The sequence below is a fragment of the Janibacter zhaoxuefangae genome, from assembly GCF_050271985.1.
GTDB lineage: Bacteria > Actinomycetota > Actinomycetes > Actinomycetales > Dermatophilaceae.
The window spans coordinates 908,022-932,369 of record NZ_CP189849.1 but is presented as its reverse complement, the minus strand read 5'-3'; the positions used below and the strand labels follow the sequence as shown (position 1 = coordinate 932,369).

Annotated in this window: 19 protein-coding genes; 3 read left to right on the top strand and 16 right to left on the bottom strand. The window is 71.2% G+C overall.

The window, feature by feature from the left end:
* The first annotated feature begins 13 nt into the window (after positions 1-13).
* Complete coding sequence (locus tag ACQBAS_RS04415) at positions 14-1,099, top strand: ArsO family NAD(P)H-dependent flavin-containing monooxygenase (protein ID WP_427385175.1); 1,086 nt, start codon at positions 14-16, stop codon at positions 1,097-1,099.
* 44 nt (positions 1,100-1,143) lie between these two features.
* On the opposite strand, the gene ACQBAS_RS04410 is transcribed toward ACQBAS_RS04415, so the two are convergent.
* From ACQBAS_RS04410 to ACQBAS_RS04395, 4 genes are all read right to left on the bottom strand, one after another.
* Complete coding sequence (locus ACQBAS_RS04410) at positions 1,144-2,472, bottom strand: nuclease-related domain-containing protein (RefSeq protein ID WP_427385174.1); 1,329 nt, start codon at positions 2,470-2,472, stop codon at positions 1,144-1,146.
* Positions 2,473-2,634: 162 nt separating this feature from the next.
* A complete protein-coding gene (locus tag ACQBAS_RS04405; protein ID WP_427385173.1) occupies positions 2,635-5,565 on the bottom strand; it encodes a vitamin B12-dependent ribonucleotide reductase in 2,931 nt (976 codons plus the stop codon).
* A gap of 137 nt (positions 5,566-5,702) precedes the next feature.
* Complete coding sequence (gene nrdR, locus ACQBAS_RS04400) at positions 5,703-6,194, bottom strand: transcriptional regulator NrdR (protein WP_427385172.1); 492 nt, start codon at positions 6,192-6,194, stop codon at positions 5,703-5,705.
* A gap of 551 nt (positions 6,195-6,745) precedes the next feature.
* The gene (locus tag ACQBAS_RS04395) at positions 6,746-7,189 is read right to left on the bottom strand and encodes a LysM peptidoglycan-binding domain-containing protein (protein WP_427385171.1); all 444 of its coding nucleotides are present in this window, start codon (positions 7,187-7,189) and stop codon (positions 6,746-6,748) included.
* Positions 7,190-7,400: 211 nt separating this feature from the next.
* Between ACQBAS_RS04395 and lexA the strand changes: the two genes are divergently transcribed.
* The gene (gene lexA, locus ACQBAS_RS04390) at positions 7,401-8,126 is read left to right on the top strand and encodes a transcriptional repressor LexA (RefSeq protein ID WP_427385170.1); all 726 of its coding nucleotides are present in this window, start codon (positions 7,401-7,403) and stop codon (positions 8,124-8,126) included.
* 28 nt (positions 8,127-8,154) lie between these two features.
* Here lexA and ACQBAS_RS04385 read toward each other — a convergent pair whose 3' ends face one another.
* Positions 8,155-9,012, bottom strand: a complete 858-nt coding sequence (locus tag ACQBAS_RS04385; protein WP_427385169.1) for an NAD-dependent protein deacetylase — start codon at positions 9,010-9,012, stop codon at positions 8,155-8,157.
* Between the two features lie 271 nt (positions 9,013-9,283).
* Here ACQBAS_RS04385 and ACQBAS_RS04380 point away from each other — a divergent pair, with 271 nt between their 5' ends.
* A complete protein-coding gene (locus ACQBAS_RS04380; protein ID WP_427385168.1) occupies positions 9,284-10,237 on the top strand; it encodes a LysR family transcriptional regulator in 954 nt (317 codons plus the stop codon).
* A gap of 206 nt (positions 10,238-10,443) precedes the next feature.
* Here the strand turns inward: ACQBAS_RS04380 and ACQBAS_RS04375 are convergent, their stop codons facing one another.
* The 11 genes from ACQBAS_RS04375 to ACQBAS_RS04325 all read right to left on the bottom strand — a co-directional run bounded on the left by ACQBAS_RS04375 (position 10,444) and on the right by ACQBAS_RS04325 (position 24,301).
* Complete coding sequence (locus ACQBAS_RS04375) at positions 10,444-12,807, bottom strand: ComEC/Rec2 family competence protein (protein ID WP_427385167.1); 2,364 nt, start codon at positions 12,805-12,807, stop codon at positions 10,444-10,446.
* A 10-nt stretch (positions 12,808-12,817) separates the two neighbouring features.
* Positions 12,818-13,807: a helix-hairpin-helix domain-containing protein gene (locus ACQBAS_RS04370; protein WP_427385166.1), complete on the bottom strand. Its 990-nt coding sequence runs from the start codon at positions 13,805-13,807 to the stop codon at positions 12,818-12,820.
* Between the two features lie 120 nt (positions 13,808-13,927).
* Entirely contained in the window at positions 13,928-14,794 is an 867-nt protein-coding gene (locus ACQBAS_RS04365) for a DegV family protein (RefSeq protein ID WP_427385165.1), read from the bottom strand.
* A 25-nt stretch (positions 14,795-14,819) separates the two neighbouring features.
* Positions 14,820-17,732: a leucine--tRNA ligase gene (gene leuS / locus ACQBAS_RS04360; protein ID WP_427385164.1), complete on the bottom strand. Its 2,913-nt coding sequence runs from the start codon at positions 17,730-17,732 to the stop codon at positions 14,820-14,822.
* A gap of 138 nt (positions 17,733-17,870) precedes the next feature.
* Positions 17,871-18,902 carry a siderophore-interacting protein gene (locus tag ACQBAS_RS04355; RefSeq protein WP_427385163.1) on the bottom strand — a complete coding sequence of 344 codons (1,032 nt, stop codon included), beginning with the start codon at positions 18,900-18,902 and terminating at the stop codon, positions 17,871-17,873.
* Positions 18,899-19,723: an ABC transporter ATP-binding protein gene (locus ACQBAS_RS04350; RefSeq protein ID WP_427385162.1), complete on the bottom strand. Its 825-nt coding sequence runs from the start codon at positions 19,721-19,723 to the stop codon at positions 18,899-18,901. The genes ACQBAS_RS04355 and ACQBAS_RS04350 overlap by 4 nt, the downstream gene beginning before the upstream one ends.
* Positions 19,720-20,700 (bottom strand): FecCD family ABC transporter permease, encoded by a 981-nt coding sequence (locus ACQBAS_RS04345; protein WP_427385161.1) that lies wholly within the window; start codon positions 20,698-20,700, stop codon positions 19,720-19,722. The genes ACQBAS_RS04350 and ACQBAS_RS04345 overlap by 4 nt, the downstream gene beginning before the upstream one ends.
* Complete coding sequence (locus ACQBAS_RS04340) at positions 20,697-21,698, bottom strand: FecCD family ABC transporter permease (RefSeq protein ID WP_427385160.1); 1,002 nt, start codon at positions 21,696-21,698, stop codon at positions 20,697-20,699. The genes ACQBAS_RS04345 and ACQBAS_RS04340 overlap by 4 nt, the downstream gene beginning before the upstream one ends.
* Positions 21,699-22,757, bottom strand: a complete 1,059-nt coding sequence (locus ACQBAS_RS04335; RefSeq protein WP_427385159.1) for an ABC transporter substrate-binding protein — start codon at positions 22,755-22,757, stop codon at positions 21,699-21,701.
* 119 nt (positions 22,758-22,876) lie between these two features.
* Positions 22,877-23,500, bottom strand: a complete 624-nt coding sequence (locus ACQBAS_RS04330) for a hypothetical protein (RefSeq protein ID WP_427385158.1) — start codon at positions 23,498-23,500, stop codon at positions 22,877-22,879.
* 9 nt (positions 23,501-23,509) lie between these two features.
* Positions 23,510-24,301 (bottom strand): GTP pyrophosphokinase, encoded by a 792-nt coding sequence (locus ACQBAS_RS04325; protein WP_427385157.1) that lies wholly within the window; start codon positions 24,299-24,301, stop codon positions 23,510-23,512.
* Between the last annotated feature and the right edge of the window lie 47 nt (positions 24,302-24,348).

Sequence of the window (24,348 nt, the reverse complement as noted above, 5' to 3'; positions counted from 1 at the left end):
GCATGATGGCGGCGTGCATGAAGTCGAGGTACTCGTCGTCGGAGGAGGGCAGTCCGGGCTCGCCGCGGGCTACCACCTGCGGCGCGCGGGCTTCGAGCCCGGGGAGGGCTTCACGATCCTCGACGCCGACGCCTCCCCCGGTGGTGCCTGGCAGCACATGTGGTCCTCGCTCCACCTCTTCTCCCCCGCCGGCTACTCCTCCCTCCCTGGCTGGCTCATGCCGTCGAGTCCGGGCGAGGAGTTCCCTCCGGCCAGCCACGTCGTCGACTACCTCACCCGCTACGAGGAGCGCTACCGCTTGCCCGTGCGTCACGGGGTGCGCGTCGAGACCGTGCGCCGTGCGTACGACGATCCGCAGGGCCGCCTCCTCGCGACGACCTCGGCGGGGACGTGGTCGGCCCGTGCGCTCGTGTCGGCGACGGGGACGTGGTCGCGCCCCTTCGTCCCGCACTACCCCGGAATGGACGTCTTCGGCGGACGGCAAGTGCACAGCGCCGACTACCGCTCCCCGGACGACCTGGCCGGGCTGCGCGTGGTCATCGTCGGCGGCGGCAACACCGGGGCCCAGCTCCTCGCCGAGGTCTCGGAGGTGGCCGACACGACGTGGGTGACACCGCGGCCGCCGCGATTTCTGCCCGACGACGTCGACGGGCGCGTTCTCTTCGACGTGGCCACGGCCCGCAAGAAGGCGCTCGATGCCGGCGAAGCGGACCCGGGAGGCGTCCGCTCGCTCGGCGACGTCGTCATGGTCCCGTCGGTGCGCGCGGCTCGGGACCGCGGCGTCCTCACCTCCCGCCGTGTCTTCGAGCGGCTGACGCCGACGGGGGTCGCCTGGGCCGACGGGACGGAACTGCCGGCCGACGTCATCCTGTGGTGCACGGGTTACCGTCCCGACCTCGGCCATCTCACGCCGCTCGGCCTGGCCCGGGACGGCGGCCACCCCGCCACCGTCGGCACCCGCGCCCGCGACGAGCCGCGCGTCCACCTGCTCGGCTACGGCGACTGGACCGGGCCCGCCTCGGCCACCCTCATCGGGGTGGGCCGCACGGCCGCCTCGGCCGCCCGCGACCTTCGCGAACTCCTCCGAACCCAGCACTGACCCCGCAGCGTCACGGTGCCGTCACCGCGCTGTCACGGGTGCCATCACGACGCAGCGTTGACGCCCATGGCGATCGCCCGCGCCATCCATCGGGACTTCTCCTCCGCGATCTCGAGGTCCGCGGTCGAGACGACCACCTGGGTGTCCACGCGGGCGGTGACGGTCGTCCGCTTGCCGACGATCGGCTGGCCTGCAGCGACCCACAGTGCCGTGGCCGCGTCGCGGTCGTTGTCCCGAGCCTCGCCGTAGACGACGCTCCGCTCGCGCACGGACCTCTCGAAATGGACGTCGGAAGCACGATGGCCCGCCTGCGTCCGGAGCGCGAGGACGATGCTCGTCGGATCGCCGAGCCGCGTGCCCCACGAGCATTCGCTGCCCGACGCCACGGGGTGCACGGCCCGCCCGACGATGTCCCCGACCTGTCGTGCGCTCAATCCGGCGCACTCTCCCCCGGCCGACCAACCTGAGGTCGGCTCCCCCGTCGTCGACGTCGCAGCGGCGCGGGCGCCGGGTGTCGCGGTGCTGGGCACCTGCCTAGTCCGCTCACCCCCGGCGATACCCACGAGGACGTCCGAGACGGCCCTCGCGATCGACGGCGCGGCCGCCATGAGCGCCAGGGCGAGGACGATCTGGGCGACGCGCCCGAGCGCCCGTCGGGGCGCCTTCCGCCGAGCGCCCGGGCGATTGGTGCGAACGGACCGAGTCCGGGCGGCCGCCCTCCGTCGGCGGCCTCGTCGTCGTGCAACTAGTGCTGGTGGGGCGGCCGAGGCCATGGCCGCGAGCAGGTGGGGTTCCGTCGTCGTCGAGGGGAAGCTCGTCATGAGCGTCAGGACCGCCCGCTCCACGCCGGCCCGATCGAGGCACACCGGCAGCGACCTCAACCATGCCGACACCCGCGAAGCACCGATGACCACGACACCCCGGATGTCCTGCGGCTGGCCGAAGTCCGCCTCGTGGGGCCCGGCCAGGCAGATCACGGGGGTCACCGCCAGGCCCGCCTCGGCAGCCAGGTACCGGGCCATGCCGTGGACCTTGGCCACCTCGGCGTGCTTGCTCTCCGTCCGACGAGCCGCCTGGTTCCCGGTGTGCTGGTAGAGGTTGCCCTCCCACGCCGTGATCGACCCTTTCCAGTTCTTCGCATCGATCAGGAAGACACCGCCCGGTCCGACAACGACGTGGTCGAGGTTGACAGGCGACCGTCCGGGCGCGAGGAGCCGATCGTGCAGGACGGTCCACGCCTCCGGCAGGGTCGCCAAGGCCGCCGCGACGCGTCGTTCACCCTCGGCGCCGGCCGCCCAGGCGCCAGCGGTCTCATCTCCCGCGGCGGCCAGGGCCTCGGCCCGGCGATCCGCGCTGCCCCCGCCCACAGCCATCAGTGCCGACCGTCCCCTCGTCGCCCCATCACGAGACGAGGGTAGGAGGCCCCCGTACAGCTCCGGAGGAGATCGGCAAAAGTGACGGACCATGACGAAGGGGCCCCGCCCGGATCACTCCGGACGGGGCCCCCTCGCTGACCTGGGGTCAGGTGTGGCGGATCAGCTGCAGCCGCTGGTCGAGCCGCAGCCCTCGCAGACGTAGCAGGAGCCGGCGGGGCGCATCTTCGTCCCGCAGGTCATGCACATGGGCGCGTCGGCGGACGTCCCCTGGAACTTCTCCAGCAGCTCGGCCGAGCTGTGGATCTCGCTGCTGACCTCACGAGCGCTGGCTGCGCCGGCGCCGGACTTCACCTCGGCCGCAGCCGCCTTGTCCTCAGCGTGGGTCTCGGCCTTGTCCTCGGTCTTGCGCGAGGAGCCACCGACGCCCTGGGAGAAGGACTCGATCTCGCCCTCGATCTCGTCCTCGTCGTCCGTGGTGGGCGCCGAGTAGGAGCCGGTGTCGAGCTGACGCGCCCGCTCCTCCGCCGTGTGGATGCCCATGAAGGACCGGGTGTCGAAGTCGAGGTAGTCCAGCGCCAGGCGGCGGAAGACGTAGTCGACGAGCGACTGACCCATGCGCACGTCGGGGTCGTCCGTCATGCCGGCCGGCTCGAAGCGCATGTTCGTGAACTTCTCGACGTAGGTCTCGAGCGGCACGCCGTACTGGAGCGCGACCGAGATGGCGATCGAGAAGGCGTCCATGACACCGGCGAGCGTCGAGCCCTGCTTGCCGAACTTGAGGAAGACCTCGCCAAGGCGACCGTCGTCGTAGGTGCCAGCCGTGAGGTAACCCTCGGCGCCACCGATCGCGAAGGACGTCGTCTGCGACGTGCGGCGCTTGGGCAGTCGGGTGCGGACCGGGCGGTACTCGACGACCTTCTCGACCTTGGCCGCCGCGGCGGCGTCGTCCTTGGCCGTCTGGGCGTCCTTCGCCGTGGAGCCACCGTCGGACAGCGGCTGGCCGACCTTGCAGTTGTCGCGGTAGACCGCGAGCGCCTTGAGGCCGAGCTTCCAGCCCTGAATGTAGACGTCCTCGATCTCCTCGACCGTGGCCGTCTCCGGCAGGTTGACCGTCTTGCTGATCGCGCCGGAGAGGAACGGCTGGACCGCGGCCATCATGCGCACGTGGCCCATCGGAGCGATGGAACGCGCACCCATGGCGGTGTCGAAGATCTCGTAGTGCTCGGTCTTCAGGCCGGGGGCGTCGATGACGTGACCCTTGTCGGCGATGTACTCGACGATCGCCTCGATGGACTCGTCCTGGTAACCGAGCTTCTTGAGCGCGCGCGGGATCGTCAGGTTGACGATCTGCATCGAGCCGCCGCCGACGAGCTTCTTGAACTTGACGAGCGAGAAGTCCGGCTCGATGCCGGTCGTGTCGCAGTCCATCATGAAGCCGATGGTGCCCGTCGGCGCGAGCACGGAGGCCTGCGCGTTGCGGTAGCCGTTCTTCTCGCCGAGCTTGACGACCGCGTCCCAGGCCTTGGTGGCGAGGGTGTGGACGTCGGAGTCCATGGCGTCGAGCGTCTTGATGTTGTCGTTGGCTGCCTGGTGCTTGCGCATGACGCGCTTGTGGGCGTCGGCGTTGCGGGCGTAGCCGTTGTACGGGCCGACGACGGCCGCGAGCTCGGCGGAGCGCTTGTACGACGCACCCGTCAGGAGCGACGTGATGGAGGCGGCCAGCGAGCGACCACCCTCGGAGTCGTAGCCGTGACCCGTCGCCATGAGGAGGGCGCCGAGGTTGGCGTAACCGATGCCGAGCTGGCGGTAGTTGCGCGTCGTCTCACCGATCGGCTCCGTCGGGAAGTCCGCGAAGCAGATGGAGATGTCCATCGCGGTGATGACGAGCTCGGCGACCTTCTGGAAGGTGACGCCGTCGAACGTGTCGTCGTCGCGCAGGAACTTCAGGAGGTTGAGCGAGGCGAGGTTGCACGAGGAGTTGTCGAGCGACATGTACTCCGAGCACGGGTTCGACGCGGTGATGCGACCCGTCTCCGGGTTGGTGTGCCACGCATTGATCGTGTCGTCGTACTGGATGCCCGGGTCGGCGCACTCCCAGGCGGCCTTGGCGATCTTCTTCATGAGGCTGCGGGCGTCGACCGTCTCGATGACGGATCCGTCCATGCGCGAGGTGAGACCGAACTCGGCGCCCTCCTCGACCGCCTTCATGAAGGTGTCGTTGACGCGCACGGAGTTGTTCGCGTTCTGGTACTGGACCGAGACGATGTCCTTGCCGCCGAGGTCCATGTCGAAGCCGGCGTCGCGCAGGGCGCGGATCTTGTCCTCCTCGCGCGCCTTCGTCTCGACGAACTCCTCGATGTCCGGGTGGTCGACGTCGAGGACGACCATCTTGGCCGCGCGGCGCGTGGCGCCACCGGACTTGATGGTGCCTGCGGAGGCGTCGGCCCCGCGCATGAAGGAGACCGGGCCGGAGGCGGTGCCACCGGAGGAGAGCAGCTCCTTGGAGGAGCGGATGCGGGAGAGGTTGAGGCCGGCGCCGGAGCCCCCCTTGAAGATGAAGCCCTCTTCCTTGTACCAGTTGAGGATCGAGTCCATGGAGTCATCGACGGAGAGGATGAAGCAGGCGGAGACCTGCTGCGGCGACTTGGTCCCGACGTTGAACCAGACGGGCGAGTTGAAGCTGAAGATCTGGTGCAGGAGCGCGTAGGTCAGCTCGTGCTCGAAGATCTCGGCGTCCTCGTCGGTCGCGAAGTAGCCGTGCTCCTTGCCCGCCTTGACGTAGGTGAGGACGACGCGGTCGATGAGCTGCTTGAGCCCCTGCTCACGCGCCGGGGTGCCGACGGCGCCGCGGAAGTACTTCGTCGTGACGATGGTCGAGGCGTTCAGCGACCAGAAGTCGGGGAACTCGACGCCGCGCTGCTCGAAGATGGTCGCGCCGGTCTTCCAGTTCTGCTGGACGACGTCACGCTTCTCCCAGGTGACCTGGTCGTACGGGTGCACCCCGGGCGTGGTGTAGATGCGCTCGATGGTGATCCCCTGGGGCTTGGTCCCCCTGCGGGAAGTCGGCTTGGCGCCTGCCGTCTCGGTCATGTCCCTCTCCTTGGACTCGGTGCTGCGGTCTCTGGTCTGACTGGTCTGCGTGTGTCTGGTCGTGCGTGCTGTGCGAGCTCTGCTGTCAACGGTGTCACCGGGCACCGACAGCCTGCTCGCGGCCGGTGCCCGGGCGTTCAGGTGCCGGGCGTGCTGGCGATGTCCGGCTCGGTGCCGGTGGCCTCCCGCTCCGCGCGGAGGAGGGTGATGGCGGACTCGAAGTCCTCGAGACCGTCAAAGGCCTGGTAGACGCTGGCGAAGCGGAGGTAGGCCACCTCGTCGAGCTCGCGCAGCGGACCGAGGATCGCCATCCCGATCTCGTGGGCGTCGATCTCGGCGTTGCCCTGCGCGCGGATGGTCTCCTCGACCTTCTGGGCGAGGAGTGCCAGCTGGTCCTCGGAGACCGGCCGGCCCTGGCATGCCTTGCGAACTCCGACGACGACCTTGCTGCGGCTGAAGGGCTCACTCGCCCCGGAGCGCTTGATGACCGACAGGCTGGCGGTCTCCAAGGTCGTGAAGCGACGGTTGCATTCCGGGCACTGGCGGCGACGGCGGATGCAACTGCCGTCGTCGGAGGTGCGGGAGTCGACGACGCGGGAGTCGGTGTGGCGACAGAACGGACAGTGCATGTCGGTCCCTCCTCCTGCTGATCGCGGCGCCGGCTCGTCCGGCTCATGGGCTTGTCCGCCCCCGTCGCATCCGGCCCATCCTGTGGATGGTTCGGTGGACGATGTTGGGGAGAACCTGTGGAAACCTGTCATCCATTGTGCACAACATGTGGACGAATGACAACGGTGTAACCACTAGATGTAGGGATGATTAGACACCTCTGTGACGGCGGACGCAAGACCTGCGGCGTGTCGTCGGCGCGTCTTGGCATTTGCGCAGGTCACGGCCTCGGGCCTCGCGCCGAGCGCCCCTCGAGGCCCTCGACCACGCCGCCGACCGCGCCGCGACGTCACTCCCCCGCGCGGCCGACGCCGTCGGGCCAGGCACCCACAGGCCGTCCGCGGGACGCCCCGCTCGCAGCTCAACCCCGATGGACAGGTTTCGGCGCCGGCCACCTCGCGGTGACCGGCGCCGGATCTCCTGAGCCGGGTCGATGAGCTCAGAAGGGGGTCGACCGGAGCCCAGTCCGGTCGAGCATGGGGGCGGGATCCGGCAGCGGCCGGATCGCCGCTCAGAGCTGCGGGACGATGAGTTCCTGACCGGCGCGCACCTGGCTGCCGGCGAGGTTGTTGACCACCTGGAACTCGGCGATGGCGCGGTCGACCGGCAGCTCGGGCAGCTCGGCCGCGGCGACGGACGAGAGCGTCTGCCCGGCCTCGACGGTCACCGTCGGCGCGGGCGCCGCGGCGGACCCGACACCGGCGGCCATGAGGACGGCGGCGACGAGGGAGATCAGGACGATCATGACCGTGATCGCCAGTCGTCCGGTCCGAGTGAGCCGCAGCCGGACGGCCGGCCGGGCCACCGCGTCGGCGCCGGTGGGCACCAGCACGAGACGCGGCCGCGTCGGCGTGGCCTGACGCCGCGGCAGACGAGCGGGCGAGACGTGGTCGCCGGTGATGGCGCTGTTCGTCATGCTCATGCTGTTCGTCATGCTCAAGGCAACGGCACTCATGGTGGAACCCTTCGGTCAGCGTGTGTCCCATGAACCTGGTCGTTAGAACCTGTGTTCGATAGAACGCTTGTACGATTTCTAGCACGGGTGTTCGAAGAACTGCAAGACACGATCGAACATGTGTTTGATAACAGTGTTCGAACTCCCTAGGCTGCTGCCATGTGGAAGAGCCAAACAGAGGGCTCTGACAACGCTGGTTGAGAGGGACGACATGAGCGACCGGGACAACATCCGCGCCCTGCCGGAACGCGATGCGTCCGATGACCTGACCGTGCGACAGCGGCGCATCCTCGAGGTCATCCGCAATGCCGTCGACCGGCGTGGATACCCGCCGAGCCTGCGCGAGATCGGCGACGCAGTGGGCCTCACCTCCCCCAGCTCGGTCGCCCACCAGCTCGCCGCGCTCGAGCGCAAGGGCTACCTGCGGCGCGACCCCAACCGCCCCCGCGCCATCGAGGTCATCTCCCCCGACACCCCGACGGACATCCGCGGCTACCGCGGCGGGGCGAGTGTCGAGGACGAGGACGCCACCGACCCGACGGGCGAGGGCGACCAGCGCCCCGCCGCCGAGTACGTGCCGGTCCTCGGTCAGATCGCCGCGGGGGTGCCGATCACGGCCGAGGAGAGCGTCGAGGAGGTCTTCCCCCTGCCCAAGCAGATCGTCGGCGAGGGCTCCCTCTTCCTCCTGCGCGTCGTCGGTGAGTCGATGATCGACGCCGCCATCTGCGACGGCGACTGGGTCGTCGTGCGTCAGCAGCCCACGGCCGAGAACGGCGACATCGTCGCCGCGATGCTCGACAACGAGGCGACCGTCAAGACGTTCAAGCGCAAGAACGGGCACGTGTGGCTCATGCCGCACAACCCCGCCTTCGACCCGATCGACGGCGACCACGCCACGATCCTGGGCAAGGTCACCGCGGTCCTGCGGAAGGTGTGACGCTCACGCGTCGAAGGAGGACCGACGCTCACGCGTCGAGCAACGCCACGAGCTCGGCAAGGTGGGCTCCGAGGTCACCGTCCACCTTCGCGTCGATCAGGTCGTCCCCTCGTGTGGGGCCACGGGTGATCGCGGCGACGGGGATGCCGCGACTGGCCGCGCGCCGCACGAACCGCAGCCCCGAGAGGACCTGGAGCGACGATCCGAGCACGAGCAGCGCCGGGGCCGCCTCGGTGAGGGCGAAGCATCGCTCGACGACGGGCTTGGCAACCGAGGCGCCGAAGAAGACGACGTCGGGCTTGAGCGCGTCGCCGCCGCACGCGAGGCACAGCGGCATCCGGAACCGCTCGACGTCGACCTGCTCGAGCGCGATGTCACCGTCGGGCCTGATCTCGTCCGACGTGACGGTGTAGTCGGGGTTGTCCTGCCTCATGCGGGCATCGAGATCACGGCGGGCCGTGACGTCCCCGCAGGCGAGACACACGACGCGGCTGAGCGAGCCGTGCAGGTCGATCACGTCGGTCGTCCCCGCCGCCTGGTGGAGACCATCGACGTTCTGGGTGATGACGTGGCCGAGGAGGCCCGCGCGCTGCAGCGCCGTCACCGCGTGGTGCGCCCCGTTGGGTCGGGCCGCGTGAAAGCGCTGCCAGCCCACGTAGGAGCGCGCCCAGTAGCGCTGGCGCGCCTGCGGCGACCGCACGAACTCGGAGTAGTTCATCGGGGTCACCCGTCGCTGGCCATCCGGCCCCCGGTAGTCCGGGATGCCGCTGTCGGTCGACATGCCCGCACCCGTGAGGACGAGGGCCGGCCCGCGCCGCAACAGCGCAGCGATCTCCGACAGGGCTGGGTCGGTCGTCGTCGCGGAGGCGAATTGTGCGGAACTCACCGGACCAGTATGCGGCGGTCCTGGTGTCGGACTTGCGGGAGTTGAGTACCGGCACTCATGCAGGGAGCCGCCGAACCGCGGGAGAGTCGTCCCGCAGACGAGCGGCGTGCCGGTTCAGGGGGAAACGAGCAGACCGCCCGTCTCGATGAGGAAAGAGGCTCGGGACGCGAGGAGGGACGTGTCCCGAGCCTTTCTCTGTGCCCGAGCCATCGCCCCTCAATCCGAGGCAACTACGCCCGTTTCGGATAACGTCGCGTTATAGGATGTCCTCATGATCGATGCCGCCGGACTCCGCGTGATGCGGGCCATCGCCGACGAGGGCAGCTTCACCGCAGCCGCCCTTGCTCTCGGCTACTCGCAGCCCGCCATCTCGCAGATGGTCAAGCGCCTCGAGCAGCGCACGGGGACAGTGCTCGTGGAGAAGCTCGGGCGCTCGGTCCGGCTGACCGAGGCCGGTCAGGTCCTCGCCCGCCACGCGACCCCGGTCCTCGCCGCCCTCGACGCCGCCGAGGAGGAGGTCGCCGCCATCGCGGGGCTGCGCGCGGGACGCGTGCGCCTCATGGCCTTCCCGTCCTCGTCCGCGACCCTCGTGCCGCGGGCCCTGCGCACCATGCGCGAGGAGTTCCCCGACGTCTCGATCTCGTTCACCGAGGCCGAACCGCCCGAGTCCCTCGCGGCCCTGCGCGCTGGCGAGTGCGACCTGGCCGTCGCCTTCAGCTACGACGGCGCGGACGTCTCTCGCATGGCCGACCTGGACGGCTTCGTCAGCCGCCGGCTCCTCGAGGACGACGTCCACCTGGCGCTGCCGCCGAACCACCGTCTCGCGGGCTCGGAGGTCGTCGACCTCGCCTCCCTCGCCGACGACCCGTGGATCGCCGGGTGCGCCCGGTGTCGCGGGCACCTGCTCCAGCTCTGCCACGACGCCGGCTTCAACCCCGAGGTCACCTTCGAGACCGAGGACTACGTCGCCGTGCAGGGCTTCGTCGAGGCCGGGTTGGGCGTGGCGCTCATCCCCGATCTGATCCTGCGCAACCTCAAGGCCAGCGACGTCGTCATCCGGCCTCTCAACCCCGCGTCCCGCCGCAGCATCCACCTGGTCACGACCCCGGATCTCGCCCGAGTCCCGGCGGTTCGCTCGGCCATCAACGCCCTCGTCCTGGCCGCGTCTCTGGAGCCGGGGTTCGTCGGGGACCAGGCCGACCAGGAGCTGCAGCCCCTCACCTGATCGCCCATCGCCGATCGATCACGACTCATCGGCCGGCAGGCCGCCCGCCGTTCTGGGCCGGCAAACGATCACATGGCCGGGTTGGTCTGCCATGGCCGGGATATTTCCCGGCCATTCCTGACCACCTCGGCCATCACCGTGCAGGCCGGCCGACAGCGTCGGTGGGGGCCGTCCACGGCGGTGACTGGCCCGAGCAAGTGGCTCGGTCACTTCTCGCTGACCATGCCGAGCCCCTCGGCCGTCTCGACGAGCGCGACCGACCCGTCGCGATCGGTCCGCCAGACCCGGGAACCGTTGCGGCGCACCACGTCCAGGTGCTTCACGGTGGGATGGCCGTAGTCGTTGTCCACCCCGACACTGATGACGGCCTCGGGCGCCGCGACCGCCTCCATGAGGTCCTCGTCGAGGTTCGCCGAGCCGTGGTGCGGCGTCTTGACCAGGTCGAAGGTGCCGATGCGCGCCGCCATCCGCGGATCGCGCCGGGCCTCGAGCCAGATCGCGTGGGCGGCCTCGCGTTCGACGTCGCCGAGCAGGAGGACGTCCGCCCCACCGGTGCTCGCCGCGAGGACGAGACTCGCGTTGTTGGGCACCGAGCCCTCCCCCAGCCGGCGGGCGGGCCACCACACGTCCGCCGACATCTCCCCGAGGGCGAGCCGGTCCCCCGCGACCAGTGAGTCCGCCTCCACGCCCGCGACGCCGAGCAGGTGCGCGACCTCCTTCGCCTGGAAGGCCGGGTCGGCGACGGGGGTGACGAGCACGCGGCGAACGACTCGACCACCGAGCGCCCCGGCGAGACCGTGGACGTGATCCGCGTGGAAGTGGCTCAACACGATCGCGTCCAGCGTGCTGACGTCGAGCGCGTCGAGGCAGCTGTCGACCGGTCCTGGCTCGGGTCCCACGTCGACGAGCACCGCCCGTCCGGGTCCACTCCGCAGCACGATGGCATCGCCCTGCCCCACGTCACAGACGACGACCCGCCACCCCACGGGCGGCCACGTCAGCGGGCGGGTGGGCACCGCAGCCCCGGCCACCAGCAGGCCGATGAGGCACACCGTGACGGTGCGGGTCACGACCTGGTGGCCGAGCCAGCGACCGGCGAGGACCAGCAGCAGACTCACGGCGGTCAGCAGCCACGCACCCGCGGCGCCGTCAGGCCAGGGCAGCGTCCCGCCGGGCAGATCCGCGAAGGTGCGGGCGATCCTGGCGATCCCGAGGGTCGGCAGGCCGCCCGCCCAGGCGAGCACCGCCGCCGCCCGGTCGGACACGAGCGCGACGAGGGCGACGCCGACCCCCGCGACCGTCGACGGCGGCACGAGTGGCGCGGCGAGCAGGTTGGCGAGGACGCCGATGATGCTGACCGACCCCTGGAGCAGGACGACGACGGGGGCGCACATGAGCTGCGCTGCGACGGGGAGGGCGAGCGCCGGGCCGAGATGGCGAAGGCGGCGCGGCAGGTGCGCCGCGATGGCGTCACCCCAGGGCCGCACGAAGACGAGCAGCCCCAGGGTCGCGAGCGTCGACAGCGCAAATCCGAAGCTGCGGGCCAGCCACGGGTCGACGAGCAGGAGCACGACGATCGCCCCGGCGAGCACGGGCAACCCGGCCGCACGGCGCGAGCGACTCAATCCGATGAGACCGATCGCCCCCATCGTCGCGGCCCGGATGACGCTCGGCTCCGGTCGGGCGAGCACGACGAACCAGGCGAGCAGGGCCATGGCGAACCACGGTCTGGCCCACCGGCGCACCCCGAGCCCGCGAGCCGCGAGGACGGCGGCTGCGAGGATCACCGCCACGTTGCTCCCGGACACGGCTGCCAGGTGCGTCATCCCCGTGGTCCTCATGTCCTCCTCGAGGTCGAGCGGGGTCTGCGACGTGTCGCCGATGACGAGTGCGGGGAGCAGGCCCCGCGCGTCGGCGGGGAGCCCGGCCACTGCCTCACGCAGCCCGGAACGCATGTTCTCGGCGAAGGCGCGTGCCGCTCCCGGTGGTGCGCGACCCTCCGGCGGACCGGCGGCGCGGAAGGTCGCCACCGTGTCGCTACCGGGATCGTCCGGGGCGAGGCGCCCGCGCACGGTGATCTCGTCGCGCCAGTGAAGTCCGGCCCACGCCTCGTCGGCCATGACGAAGACGGGCGCCCGCGTGCTCGTGACGCTCCCCCGCGCCTCGACACGCGTGAGCCGAAGTCGCAGCATGACCACTGCGTCCTCGCGCCCGGGCTGAGTGCGGACGATGGGTTCGGTCAGGACGATCGCGCGAGCCGTCACGCTCGAGTGCCCCGCCGCGAGTTCGTCCACGGGTCCGGCTCGTCGAGCCAGGTCGTGACCCGCCGACGCGACGGCACACAAGGCCCCGGTGGCCAGCACAGCGACGACCCAGGCCATCCGTCCCGGATCGGCCCGGCCGTGCCGTGCCCGGCGGACCAGGACGAACGCCGCGACAGACGTCGTCGCGAGGAGGCCGACGCCGAGGAGGGCGCGTGAGCCCGTGGACCACGAGAGCGTCGCCGCGGTGAGGGCCCATCCCGCGAGGGCGGGCACCATGAACCGCAGGTCCAGGCGGGATCGGGTCACCGGGCCACGGTCAGACACTGCACAGCGGTGCGAGCTGAGCGAACGTCTTCTCGCCGATGCCGCTGACGTCGTCGAGTTCGGCGACGCTCGTGAAGCCGCCGTGCTCCGTCCGCCAGTCGAGGATGTGTTGAGCCAGGACGGGGCCGACGCCCGGCAGCGTCTCGAGGGCCGCGAGGTCCGCGGTGTTGAGGTTCACCGGTGTCCCGGCCGCCCCCGCGCCCCCCGCCGCACCGCTGGCAGCTCCCCCGGCAGCCGGCGCGGAGGCACCCGACACGCCCGCGGCCCCGGTCTCCCCCGGCGCGGGAACCGCGATCTGCTCGCCGTCGACGACCACCCGCGCGAGGTTGACCGCGGCCAGCTCCGCCTTGCCCTTGATCCCGCCCGCCTTCGCAATGGCGTCACCCACCCGGGAACCGGCCCGGATCGTCACGAGCCCGGGCTCGGCCACCTGACCGACGACGTGCACGACGACCGAGCCCTGAGCCGCCGAGGCCGTCCCCCCGGACGTCATGGCACCGGAGCCCGTGCCCACCGTGGCGTCGGCCCCCTTCGCCGCACTGCCGTCGACGCCGTCGAACTGGCTCCGGTCACCGGCCTCCGTCACTCCGTCGGCCCCGTCGCCCTCGGCGCCGCCGACCGGCTGCGGTCGGCTCGCGTCCTGCGCCCACACGACCCGGGCCGCGAAGACGCCACCCCCGACGAGCGCCCCGAGCGCGAGGGCGAGGGCCGCCAGCCAGGCGACGCCGAATCGCCCGTTGCGTAGGACCTCGGGCACCGCCAACACTGCGGGCGAAGGGGGCCGCCGGCGCCGATGCCGCCCCGGCGACAGGTCCGGCGCCGCCCGCGCGGTCGGGTGAGCGACCTCGCGCGGCTCCTCCCGCACGGGCACCCAGGCCAGATCCCCGCCGGTGTCGCTCCCCGCATCCGGGGCATCGCCCTCACCCTCGGCGAGGAGAGCGAGCAACCGCGGAGAGGGCTCGTGACGGCGGCGTAGGGACATGACGACGACGCTAGGCAGGCCCGACCCGACGACACCCCGGCCGACCGCTCCTGTGGACCGCGCGCCGGTCGAGCACGCGCCTGTGGAGCGTCAGTCGTCGGTGCGTCAGTCGTCGGTGCGTCAGTCGGTGCGCCGGCTCGGCGCGACGACGACGGCGAGCGTCCCCGGCCCGACGTGGGCGCCGACGACGGCCCCGAGTTCGAGCAGCAGGATCTCGCCCGCGTCCGGAACCCGCGCGGCCAACCGGTCGACGAGCTGGGCCGCCTTCTCGGGCGAGCCGAGGTGGTGCACCGCAATCTGCGGGCGATCGGACCACGCGGGCAGCGCGGCCGCGGCCTCGACGGCCAATTCCTCCAGCCGGGCCAGAGCGCGCCCCGTCGTGCGGACCTTCTCCAGGGGCGAGATCTGACCGTCCTGGAGGCTGAGGATCGGCTTGATCGCGAGCGCCGAGCCGAGGAAGGCCGAGGCCGCGCCGATCCGACCGCCGCGGCGCAGATACTCCAACGTGTCGACGTAGAAGATCCCGCTCGAGGCCGCGCAGTCCTCCCGCGTCATCCGGGCGACCTCCTCCAGCGAGGCACCCCGCTGGGCGGCCGCCGCGGCATCGAGCACCGCGAAGCCCATCGCCATCGCCATCAGCCGGCTGTCGACGACCTCGACGGGCACCGAACACTCCGCTGCGGCGAGCTGCGCCGACTGGATGGTGCTCGACATCGCCGCGGAGATGTGGACCGAGACGATGGCCTCGGCCCCGTCCGCCACCGCGGCCTCGTAGGCGTCGAGGAAGGCCTGCGGCGATGGGCGGGCCGTGCTGACGACCGTGTACGCCTGCAACGCCTGCGCCACCTCGTCGGCACCGACGTCGACCCCTTCGAAGCGGTCGACACCGCCGATCGTCACGTGCAGGGGCACGCTGCGTACCCCGGCCGCCTGCGCCGCGGCAGCGGGCAGGTAGGCGGTGGAATCGGTGACGACGGCGACCTTCACGCTGGCCAACCTAGTGGCGCGACGATCAGAGCGGCACGATGTTGACGAGCTTCGGGGCCCGCACGATCACCGTGCGGACACCGGCCTCGACGAGCGGCCGAATCTTGTCCCGGCCGAGGGCGAGCTCACGCAGCTCGTCCTCGCTGATGTCCGCCGCCACCTCGACGCGGTCGCGCACCTTCCCCTTCACCTGGATGACGCAGGTGACCTGGTCATCGACGGCCAGGGACGGGTCGGCGACCGGGAAGGCGACGTAGGAGATGCCACCCTCGTGTCCGAGACGACTCCACAGCTCCTCGGCGAGGTGTGGCGCGATCGGCGAGACCATGAGGACGAGCGCCTCGACGACCTCGCGCGACGGGCGCTCCGCCTTCGTCACGGCGTTGTTGAGCTCGATGAGCCGCGCGATGGCGGTGTTGAACCGCAGCGCCTGGTAGTCCTCGCGGACCTGGGCGATCGTCTTGTGCAGCAGCGTCGTCGTGGCGGCGTCGGGGGCCTCGTCGACGACGACGATCGCACCGGTCTCCTCGTCGACGACGTTGCGCCACAGGCGCTGGAGGAAGCGCTGCGCACCGACGACGGCGCGCGTCTCCCACGGCTTGCTCTGCTCGAGCGGCCCCATCGACATCTCGTAGACACGGAAGGTGTCCGCGCCGTAGGCGTCGTACATCTCGTCCGGGCTGACCGAGTTCTTGAGCGACTTGCCGATCTTGCCGTACTCGCGCTGGACGGTCTCGCCCTGCCAGGTGAAGGTGGGCTCGCCGTCCTCGCCGACGCCCTCCTCGACCTCGGCGGCCGGGACGTACTGCCCGCGCGCGTCGGTGTAGGCGTGCGCCTGGATCATGCCCTGGCTGAAGTACGTGCGGAACGGCTCCTCGGAGGAGACGTGCCCCAGGTCGAAGAGGATCTTGTGCCAGAAGCGCGCGTACAGCAGGTGCAGCACCGCGTGCTCGACGCCGCCGATGTAGAGGTCGACGCCGCCGGGGTCGCGGGTCCCGGCGGGGGCGCCGGCCACCGCCTCCTCGCGCGGACCGATCCAGTACGCCTCGTTCTCCGGGTCGACGATGGCGTCGTCGTTGGCCGGGTCGATGTAGCGCAGGTAGTACCAGCATGATCCGGCCCAGTTGGGCATCGTGTTGGTCTCGCGGCGGAAGCGGCGCAGGCCGCGCCCGTCGCCGAGGTCGGCCTCCAGATTGACCCACTCCGGGACGCGGGACAACGGCGGCTCCGGCGAGGAGTCGGCGTCGTCGGGCGCGAAGGTCTTCGGGCTGTAGTCCGGGACCTCGGGCAGCGTCAGCGGCAGCTCCGACTCGGGCACGGCGTGGGCGATGCCGTCCTCGTCGTACATGATCGGGAAGGGCTCACCCCAGTAGCGCTGACGGCTGAAGAGCCAGTCGCGCAGGCGGTAGTTGACCGTCCCCTCACCGAGACCGGCGGCCTCGACGTGGGCGATCATGCGCGCCTTCGCCTCGGCCACGGGCAACCCGTTGAGGTCGATGTCGGCGTTGGCGGAGTTGATCGCCGGGCCGTCACCGACGAAGGGCTCGTCGTCGGGATGACCCTCGCTCGGCTGCACGGTCCGGATGATCGGCAGCTCGTAGGCGGTGGCGTAGTCCCAGTCGCGCTGGTCCTGCCCGGGCACGGCCATGATGGCGCCCGTGCCGTAACCCATGAGGACGTAGTCGGCGATGAAGACGGGGATCGACGTCCCGGTCAGCGGGTTCGTCGCCCAGGCACCGGTGAAGACGCCGGTCTTCTCCTTGTCGTCCATCTGACGCTCGACGTCCGATTTGCGGGACGCCGCGAGTCGGTAGTCGGCGACGGCCGCGGCCGGGGTGGCCCCGCCGTGGGTCCAGGCCGCCTTCGTGCCCTCCGGCCATTCACCCTGCGGGACGAGCGCGTCGATCAGCGGGTGCTCGGGCGCCAGGACCATGAAGGTCGCCCCGAAGACGGTGTCGGGTCGGGTCGTGAAGACGTCGATGCCGGCGGACTCGCCGGCGGCCGTCGTGACCGGGAAGGTCAGCCGCGCGCCGTGGCTGCGACCGATCCAGTTGCGCTGCATGATCTTGACCTTCTCGGGCCAGTCCACGCGGTCGAGGTCGTCGGCGAGCCGGTCGGCGTAGGCCGTGATCCGCATCTTCCACTGGCGCAGGTTGCGGCGGAAGACGGGGAAGTTGCCGCGCTCGGAGCGACCTTCGTTGGTGACCTCCTCGTTGGAGAGCACCGTGCCGAGGCCGGGGCACCAGTTGACCGGGGCCTCGTCGGTGTAGGCCAGGCGGAAGCCCTCGAGGACCGCGGCGCGCTCGGCGTCGGTCAGATCGGCCCAGGCCGCGCCGTCGTGACCGGGCACGGGACGGGCACCCGAGGCGAAGGCGGCCTCAAGTTCGGCGATGGGGCGGGCTGCCCCCTTCGCGCCGTCCGGGCGGACGGCCTCGGGGTCGTACCAGCTGCCCCAGATCTGCAGGAAGATCCACTGCGTCCAGCGGTAGTAGTCCTCGTCGATGGTCGCGTAGACGCGGCGGTTGTCGAAGCCGAGGCCGAGGCGGCGCAGCTGCCGCTTCATGACGACCATGTTCTCCTCGGTCGTCTTGCGCGGGTGCTGGCCGGTCTGGACGGCGTACTGCTCCGCGGGCAGTCCGAAGGCGTCGTAGCCGAGGGTGTGCAGGACGTTGCGGCCCAGCATGCGGTGGTAGCGGGAGAAGACGTCCGTGGCGATGTAGCCCAGCGGGTGGCCGACGTGCAGGCCGGCGCCCGAGGGGTAGGGGAACATGTCGAGGACGAGCAGCTTGGCACCGAGGCCGGCGACCTTGTCGGGCTCGGCCCAGGGGCCGGCCGGGTTGGGGGCCTCGAAGGTGCCCTCGCTCTCCCAGCGGTCCTGCCAGGCGACCTCGATCTGGCCGGCCAGGTCGGCCGTGTACCGGTGCGGCGTCTCGCTCATGTGTGTCCCTGTCGTCTCAAGTGGTCGTGCCCCTACATGACAAAACCCCTCGCTCAGGAGGGGTCGGCCGCGGTGACGTGTGCCCGGTGCGGGCTCGTCAGCGCGGCTGCGGAAGGAGCAGCGTCCGTGCCATACCCGTCAGGTTACCGCAGGTCCGTCGGGCTCCGACCCGCGCTTCCAGTAGCCCATGAAGGCGATCCGGCGCCGGTCGAGGCCGTGATTGCGGACGAGGTGCCGGCGGATGCCGGTCACCATCGACGACTCCCCCGCGACCCAGACGTAGTACTCCCCGCGCCCGGTCGTCGCCGGGGCTGTGGTCGGGGCCTCGCCCAGCCCGGCGAGGACCTGGCGATAGCGCTCGGTCTCCCAGATGACGCCGTCGTCGAGGAGGAGCTCCCCCTCGGGCACGACGGTGGGCGCCGGCCGGTCTCCCGCGGACTCGACGGCGGGCGGTAGCAGGCCACGGACGAGCTCGTCGACGACGGCACGCGTGCGCTCCCCCACCGTCGAGTCGCCGCGATGCACCCAGTGAACGGCGACACCGGCGGGCGCACCGACCGGCAGTTCGTCCTCGGGACCGGGGACTTCGAGCACGATCGCTCCCCGCTGGTCGACGGGCATCGCGCGGGCGATGCCGAGGGCTGCGGGGACGGCGGTCTCGTCGGCGGCGACGAGCACGCTCGGCGCCCCCGAGGGGCGGTACTCGATGCCCTCGTCGGCGAGCGCGCCGGCCGACGGATCGGGCCCGAGCAGGCCGATGACGTCCCCAGGACGGGCCGCGACCGCCCACGCCACGGCCGGACCTGTCGCAAGACCGTCGTCGAGGTGCACCACGACGATGACGTCGACCTCGGTCCGCCGCCCTGTCGGCCCGTCACTCTCGATGACGTCGGCGATGGTGTAGGTCCGGACGACGCCACGCGTCTGGACGGGCAGGGCCATCCACGCGGCGTACCACCCATCGCCCGCGCCCCTCAGGTCCGGCACGGGATGTCCCGGCGACGGCAGCAGCAACTTGACGCGCGCATCCCACGACTCGCCACCCGGCAGCACCGACCGCATCCCGGCGAAGCTGTCGGCGGCGAACCGGATCCGCAGGAAGGTCGGGCTCAGCCGCTCGACCTCCGTGACGGTGGCGAGGTGGACGGTGTAGGTCGAGGCGGTGGTCACGAGGCGTGCTCCGGCTGGTGATGGGACTGGTGTCGGCGGCTGCGGGGGACGACCAGCGGGGCGCCGGTCACGGGGTCGGGGACGACGACCGCGTCGATCCCGAAGACCTCTCGCACGAGGTCGGCGTCGAGGACGTCCCGGGGTGGACCGGCGGCGACGATCCGGCCACGGGAGAGCGCCACGAGGTGATCGGCGTAGCGGGCGGCGAGGGCGAGCTCGTGCAGCACGATGACGACGGTCGTGCCGCGCTGTTCGTTGAGGTCGGCCACGCAGTCGAGGACGTCGATCTGGTGCGCGACGTCGAGGTAGGTCGTGGGCTCGTCGAGGAGGAGAACCTCAGGCTCCTGGGCCAGCGCCATGGCGATCCAGGCCCGCTGACGTTGTCCCCCGGACAGCGCGTCGACCGGCCGGTCCGCCAGGTCGGTCACCCCCGCCGCGGCGAGGGCGCGGGCGACGGCCGCGGCGTCGTCCGCGCTTGCGGCGCGGAACAACCCCTGGTGCGGGTGGCGCCCCCGGCTGACGAGGTCACGCACGGTGATGCCGTCGGGAGCGAGCGGCGACTGGGGCAGCAGGCCGAGCACCTTCGCCAACTCGCGGCTCGGCGTCTCGTGCACGGCACGCCCGTCGAGCGTCACCGCCCCGCTGGCCGGGCGCAGGATGCGTGCCATCGTCCGCAGGAGCGTCGATTTCCCGCTCGCGTTGGCACCGATGATGATCGTCACCTCTCCGGGCGGCACGGCGAGGTCCAGGCCGTCGATGACGGGCCGCTGGCCGAAGGAGACGCTCAGTGCCTCTGCCGCGAGCGTGCGTGTGCGGGTCATGCGGACTCCTTGCGATCGTCTGCGGCGAGCAGCCACAGCAGGAAGGGGGCGCCGAGCGCGCCGGTCAGTGCGCCCACCGGGAAGGGCGAGTCGGCGAGGGCATTGGCGGCGACGAAGTCCGCACCCACGACGAGCAGTGCGCCCACTGCGGCCGCCGTGCCGAAGGCGGTGCCGCTGCGGGTGAGGCGGCGCGCGGCCGACCCGGCGAGGAAGGCGATGAAGGAGATCGGCCCCGTCGCGGCCGTGCACGCCGCGGCGAGGAGGACCCCGACGACGACCCCGCCGACGCGCCAGCGCGTCACGGCGAGCCCCAGGCCGACGGCCGCGTCGTCGCCCAGTTCGAGGGCGCGCAGGGCCGGGCGCAGCAGGGCCGTCAGCGGTAGCAGCACGGCGAGGGCCGCGCCGAGGACGGCGACCCGCTCCCAGTTCGCCGGCGCGAGGCTGCCCGTCGTCCACACCAGCGCGTCCGCCGCCGTGCGCAGGTCGCTGCGGCTGAACAGGAAGGTGATGACGGACTGGAGCGCCGCCGCCGTGCCGATCCCGACGAGCACGAGGCGGTTACCGTGCAGCCCCTCGCGTGCGGCGAGGGCGAGCATGAGGCCGGCGACGACCAGGGCCCCGATCATGGCGACGAGCGACACCGGCGCGCCGCGCCACCCGAGGACGACGATCGCGATGACGGCGCTGACGCTGGCCCCCGAAGCGATGCCGATGATGTCGGGGCTCGCGAGCGGATTCCGCAGCAGGGACTGGAAGAGGCTGCCCGCAACCCCGAAGCCGACGCCCGCCAGCGCCCCGAGCAGCGCACGCGGCACCTTGCCCTCCATGACGATGACGCTCGCCCCCGGGATGACCTCGCCGCGCAACATCGCGACGAGGTCGACGAGGCTCACCTGGAACCGCCCGAAGAAGACCGAGGTGACGACGACGGCGAGCACCGCTAGCCAGGCGAGCGGGGCGACCTTCGGGCGGGTCATGCGCCCACCCGCGATCCACGCACGACCGCGATGAAGACGGGCGCCCCGACGAGGGCCGTCATGACGCCCGCCTGGACCTCGCCCGGCGGCATGACGACGCGCCCGAGGACGTCGGCCGCGAGCAGCAGCACGGGGCCGAGGAGCGCACACAGCGCGAGCATGGCGCGGTGGTCGGGGCCCACCAGACGGCGTGCGGCGTGCGGCACGACGAGGCCGACGAAGCCGATCGGACCGGCCAGGGCGACGCTGGCCCCGCACAGCAGGACGACCCCCATGCCGAGGACGACGCGGGTCGGGCCGACCCGCTGACCCAGACCGCGGGCGACGTCGTCGCCCAGAGCGAGAGCGTCGAGGGCACGGGCGCCGCCGAGGACGATGAGCAGCCCGACGACGACGAAGGGTGCCGTCGCCCGCAGCAGGTCCCCGTCGCGGCCGGCGAGCGACCCGAGCTGCCAGAAGCGGTAGAGCTCGAGGGACTCGCTGCTGAGGACCAGCAGGAGCCCCGTCACCGAGGTCAGGCCGGCGGTGACGGCGGCCCCGGCCAACGCCAACGTCAGTGGGGTGGCGCCCCCACCGCCGAGGGAGGCGATGAGGTGCACGACGAGGGCCGCGAGCGCGGCGCCGGCGAAGGCGAACCACACGTATCCGCCGATGTCACCGATCCCGAGCAGATGGATGGCAGCCACGACCGCGGCCGTGGCGCCGGCGTTGAGACCGAGGATGCCGGGATCGGCGAGCGGGTTGTGCGTCATCCCCTGCAGGGCGGCGCCGGCCAGGGCCAGCGCCGCCCCGACGAGGACACCCACCAGGGTGCGGGGGATGTGCTCCTGCACGACGGCGTGGTCGAAGAGGGTCGGGTCGGGGTCGACCAGCGCGGCCCACACCGTCGAGACGCTCAACCGGCGTGCACCGACGCCGAGGGAGACGACGCAGGCCGCCACGAGGGCGGCGGCACCCGTGGCCAACGCCATCGCCGGTCGGGAGGCCAGCACCGACACTCAGTTGGCCTTGGCGGCCTTGGCCGCGGCGGCGACCTCCGGGATGAAGTGCTCGAAGGCGTAGTCGAGCGACAGCGGCGAGACGGCCGACATCGCGAGACCGACCTGCTTGTCCTCGGTACCGGCCATGGCCCCCGCCGCGACGGCGGGAATCTTGCCGAGGAGCGGGTCGGCCTCGATGTCCTCCTTGCTCGTCTTCGTCGCCGCGTCGTAGTAGGTGACGAGGACGTCGGACTCGAGCGCGTCGGCCTTCTCCGTCGAGTAGTTCGCGAAGAACTCCTTCGTCCCCTTCGCCGTCTCCTCGATGACGGGCGGGATCGTCATGCCCAGCGCGGTGAGCACGTCGACACGGGCGTCACCGGGCAGATAGAGGTAGAAGTTGTTCTTGTTGACCGCGTCGGGCGAGCCGTAGATCACGCTCGTGCCCTCGAGCTCGGGGTGAGCCGCGGCGGTCTCCGCGAAGGCGGCCTCGGTCTCCTCCACGAGGTCCTGCGCCTGCTCGGACTTGCCGAGTGCCGTCCCGATCGTCGTCGTGAGGTCCTGCCACGGCACGATGTAGGGGTCGCCGGGCTGGGCGACGACGGGCGCGATCTTGGAGAGCTTGTCGTAGTCCTCCTGGCTGAGGCCGGAGTAGACGGCGAGGATCACGTCGGGCTGCAGCTTGGCGATGGCTTCGACGTTCACGCCGTCGGCCTCGGAGTACTGCGTCGGTGCTGTCTCCCCCTCGATGGCGGCGTCGAACCAGTCGGTGGATCCGTTGTCGTTGCCTCCCCACTCGATCGTCGGCACGCCCACCGGGACCACTCCGAGCTGGGCCGCGACGTCCTGGTTGGCCCAGGCGACCGTGGCGACCCGCGTCGGCTGCTCCTCGATCGTCGTCTCGCCGAAGGCGTGCTCGATGGTCACCGGGAAGGCGTCGGTGCTGGCGGCGGTGGCGGTGGTCGAGGAACCGTCGTCGGCGACGCCGGTGGTCGAGCAGGCCGCGAGGCCGAGGGCAGCCGCGAGCGCTGCGGCGAGCTGCAGTCGCCGAAGGGGACGAGGACGGGACGAACGGGACATCCGGACTCCTGTGTTAGGTAAGCCTTTATTAGGTAATGCTTACCTAAGCACATCGACGCGACGACGCGTCAATCAGGTCGCCGTCGCGACCACGATCCGGACGAGCGGGGATCGCCCCGTCAGGGGCGCAACTCGCGCACGTAGTGATCGCCCTCGAGTCGGAAACCCAGCCGTTCGTAGTACGGCCCGACCATCCCGGCCGGCGTGCGGACGCGGCTGTACCCCTCACCCGTGAACGGCCCCTGCGGGCCGAAGACGAACTCCCCCGGCGAGCGGTCCCGATAGCGCGGCGTGACGTAGTCGAGGGTCACCTGAGCCGTACCCTCCCCTTCGTCGCGCACGAGCACGACGCCGACGGTCTCGTTGCCGAGGAGGACGAGGTAGGCGTCCTGGGGCGCGAAGGGGTCGTGCACGAACTGCGGGTTGTAGCGCCGGATGTCGGTCTCGTGGACGCGCAGGACGTGGCGCAGGTAGTCGTCGTCGCCGCCGACCTCGATGACCTCGTAGAGGGCCGCGTCGTGCCGCTCGCGGCTGAAGCGCCACAGGTACCAGACGTTGATGATGGCCAGCACGATGTTGAGGCCGACCATGGGCCAGACGCCGAGCACGGCGTTGTAGCCGATGAGGATGAGACACCCCACCAGGTTGATCACCCGCAGCCGGAAGAGCTCCGTCTGGAGCAGGGAGACGACGAGGATCGCGGAGCCGACCCAGCCGATGGTCTCGAGCAGGATGCCGTTCATGACGCGAGGCTAGTCGCGTGTGGGTCCACCTTCGTCGTCGACGGGCGGGCGACCGCCCAGGAAGGACTCGAGGACGGCCCGGGTCGGGACAAGTCCCCCGCCCCGGGCGGCGTCGGCCGTCGGGAGAGGACCGTCGAGGTCACGCACCTGCTGGTGCAGAGCCTCCATGCGCGCGTCCAGCTCGCGCGCGGTCTCCGCGGCCCGGGCGAGCTCGAGCCGCAGGTGCTCGGGGATCTCGTGGTCGTACTTGTAATAGATCTTGTGTTCCGTGCTCGCCCAGAAGTCCTGGGCGATCGTGCGGATCTGCACCTCGACCGTCACGTCCTGCGGGCCCCGGCTGAGGAAGACGGGGACCTGGACGATGAGGTGCAGGCTGCGGTAGCCGTTCGGTTTCGGCGAGGCGATGTAGTCCCGCTCCGTGATGAGGGTGACGTCGGACTGGGCGAGCAGCACGTCGCGGATCGTGTAGACGTCCTTGGGGAAGCTGCAGGTGATCCGGACACCGGCGATGTCGAGGACCGTGCGGCGGATGACCTCGAGATCGAGCGGCAGCCCCTTGCGGCGGGCCTTGGCCACGATGCTCTCGGGCGACTTCAGTCTCGAGCTGACGTGCTCGATCGGGTTGTCCCGATGGAGGTGCAGATACTCCTGGCGGAGGATCTCGACCTTCGTCAGGACCTCGTCGACGGCGAACTTGTACGCGAGCATCGTCTGCGTGAACCGCTGCCGGAGGTCCTCGAGCTCGGCCAGCTCGAAGCGGGCCACCGCACTCGCTTGATCGATTTCCTGATCCGTGGTCACCCTCGCCACGCTAGCCGCGGAGTCTGAGAGCCGGCTTGGTGCCCGCT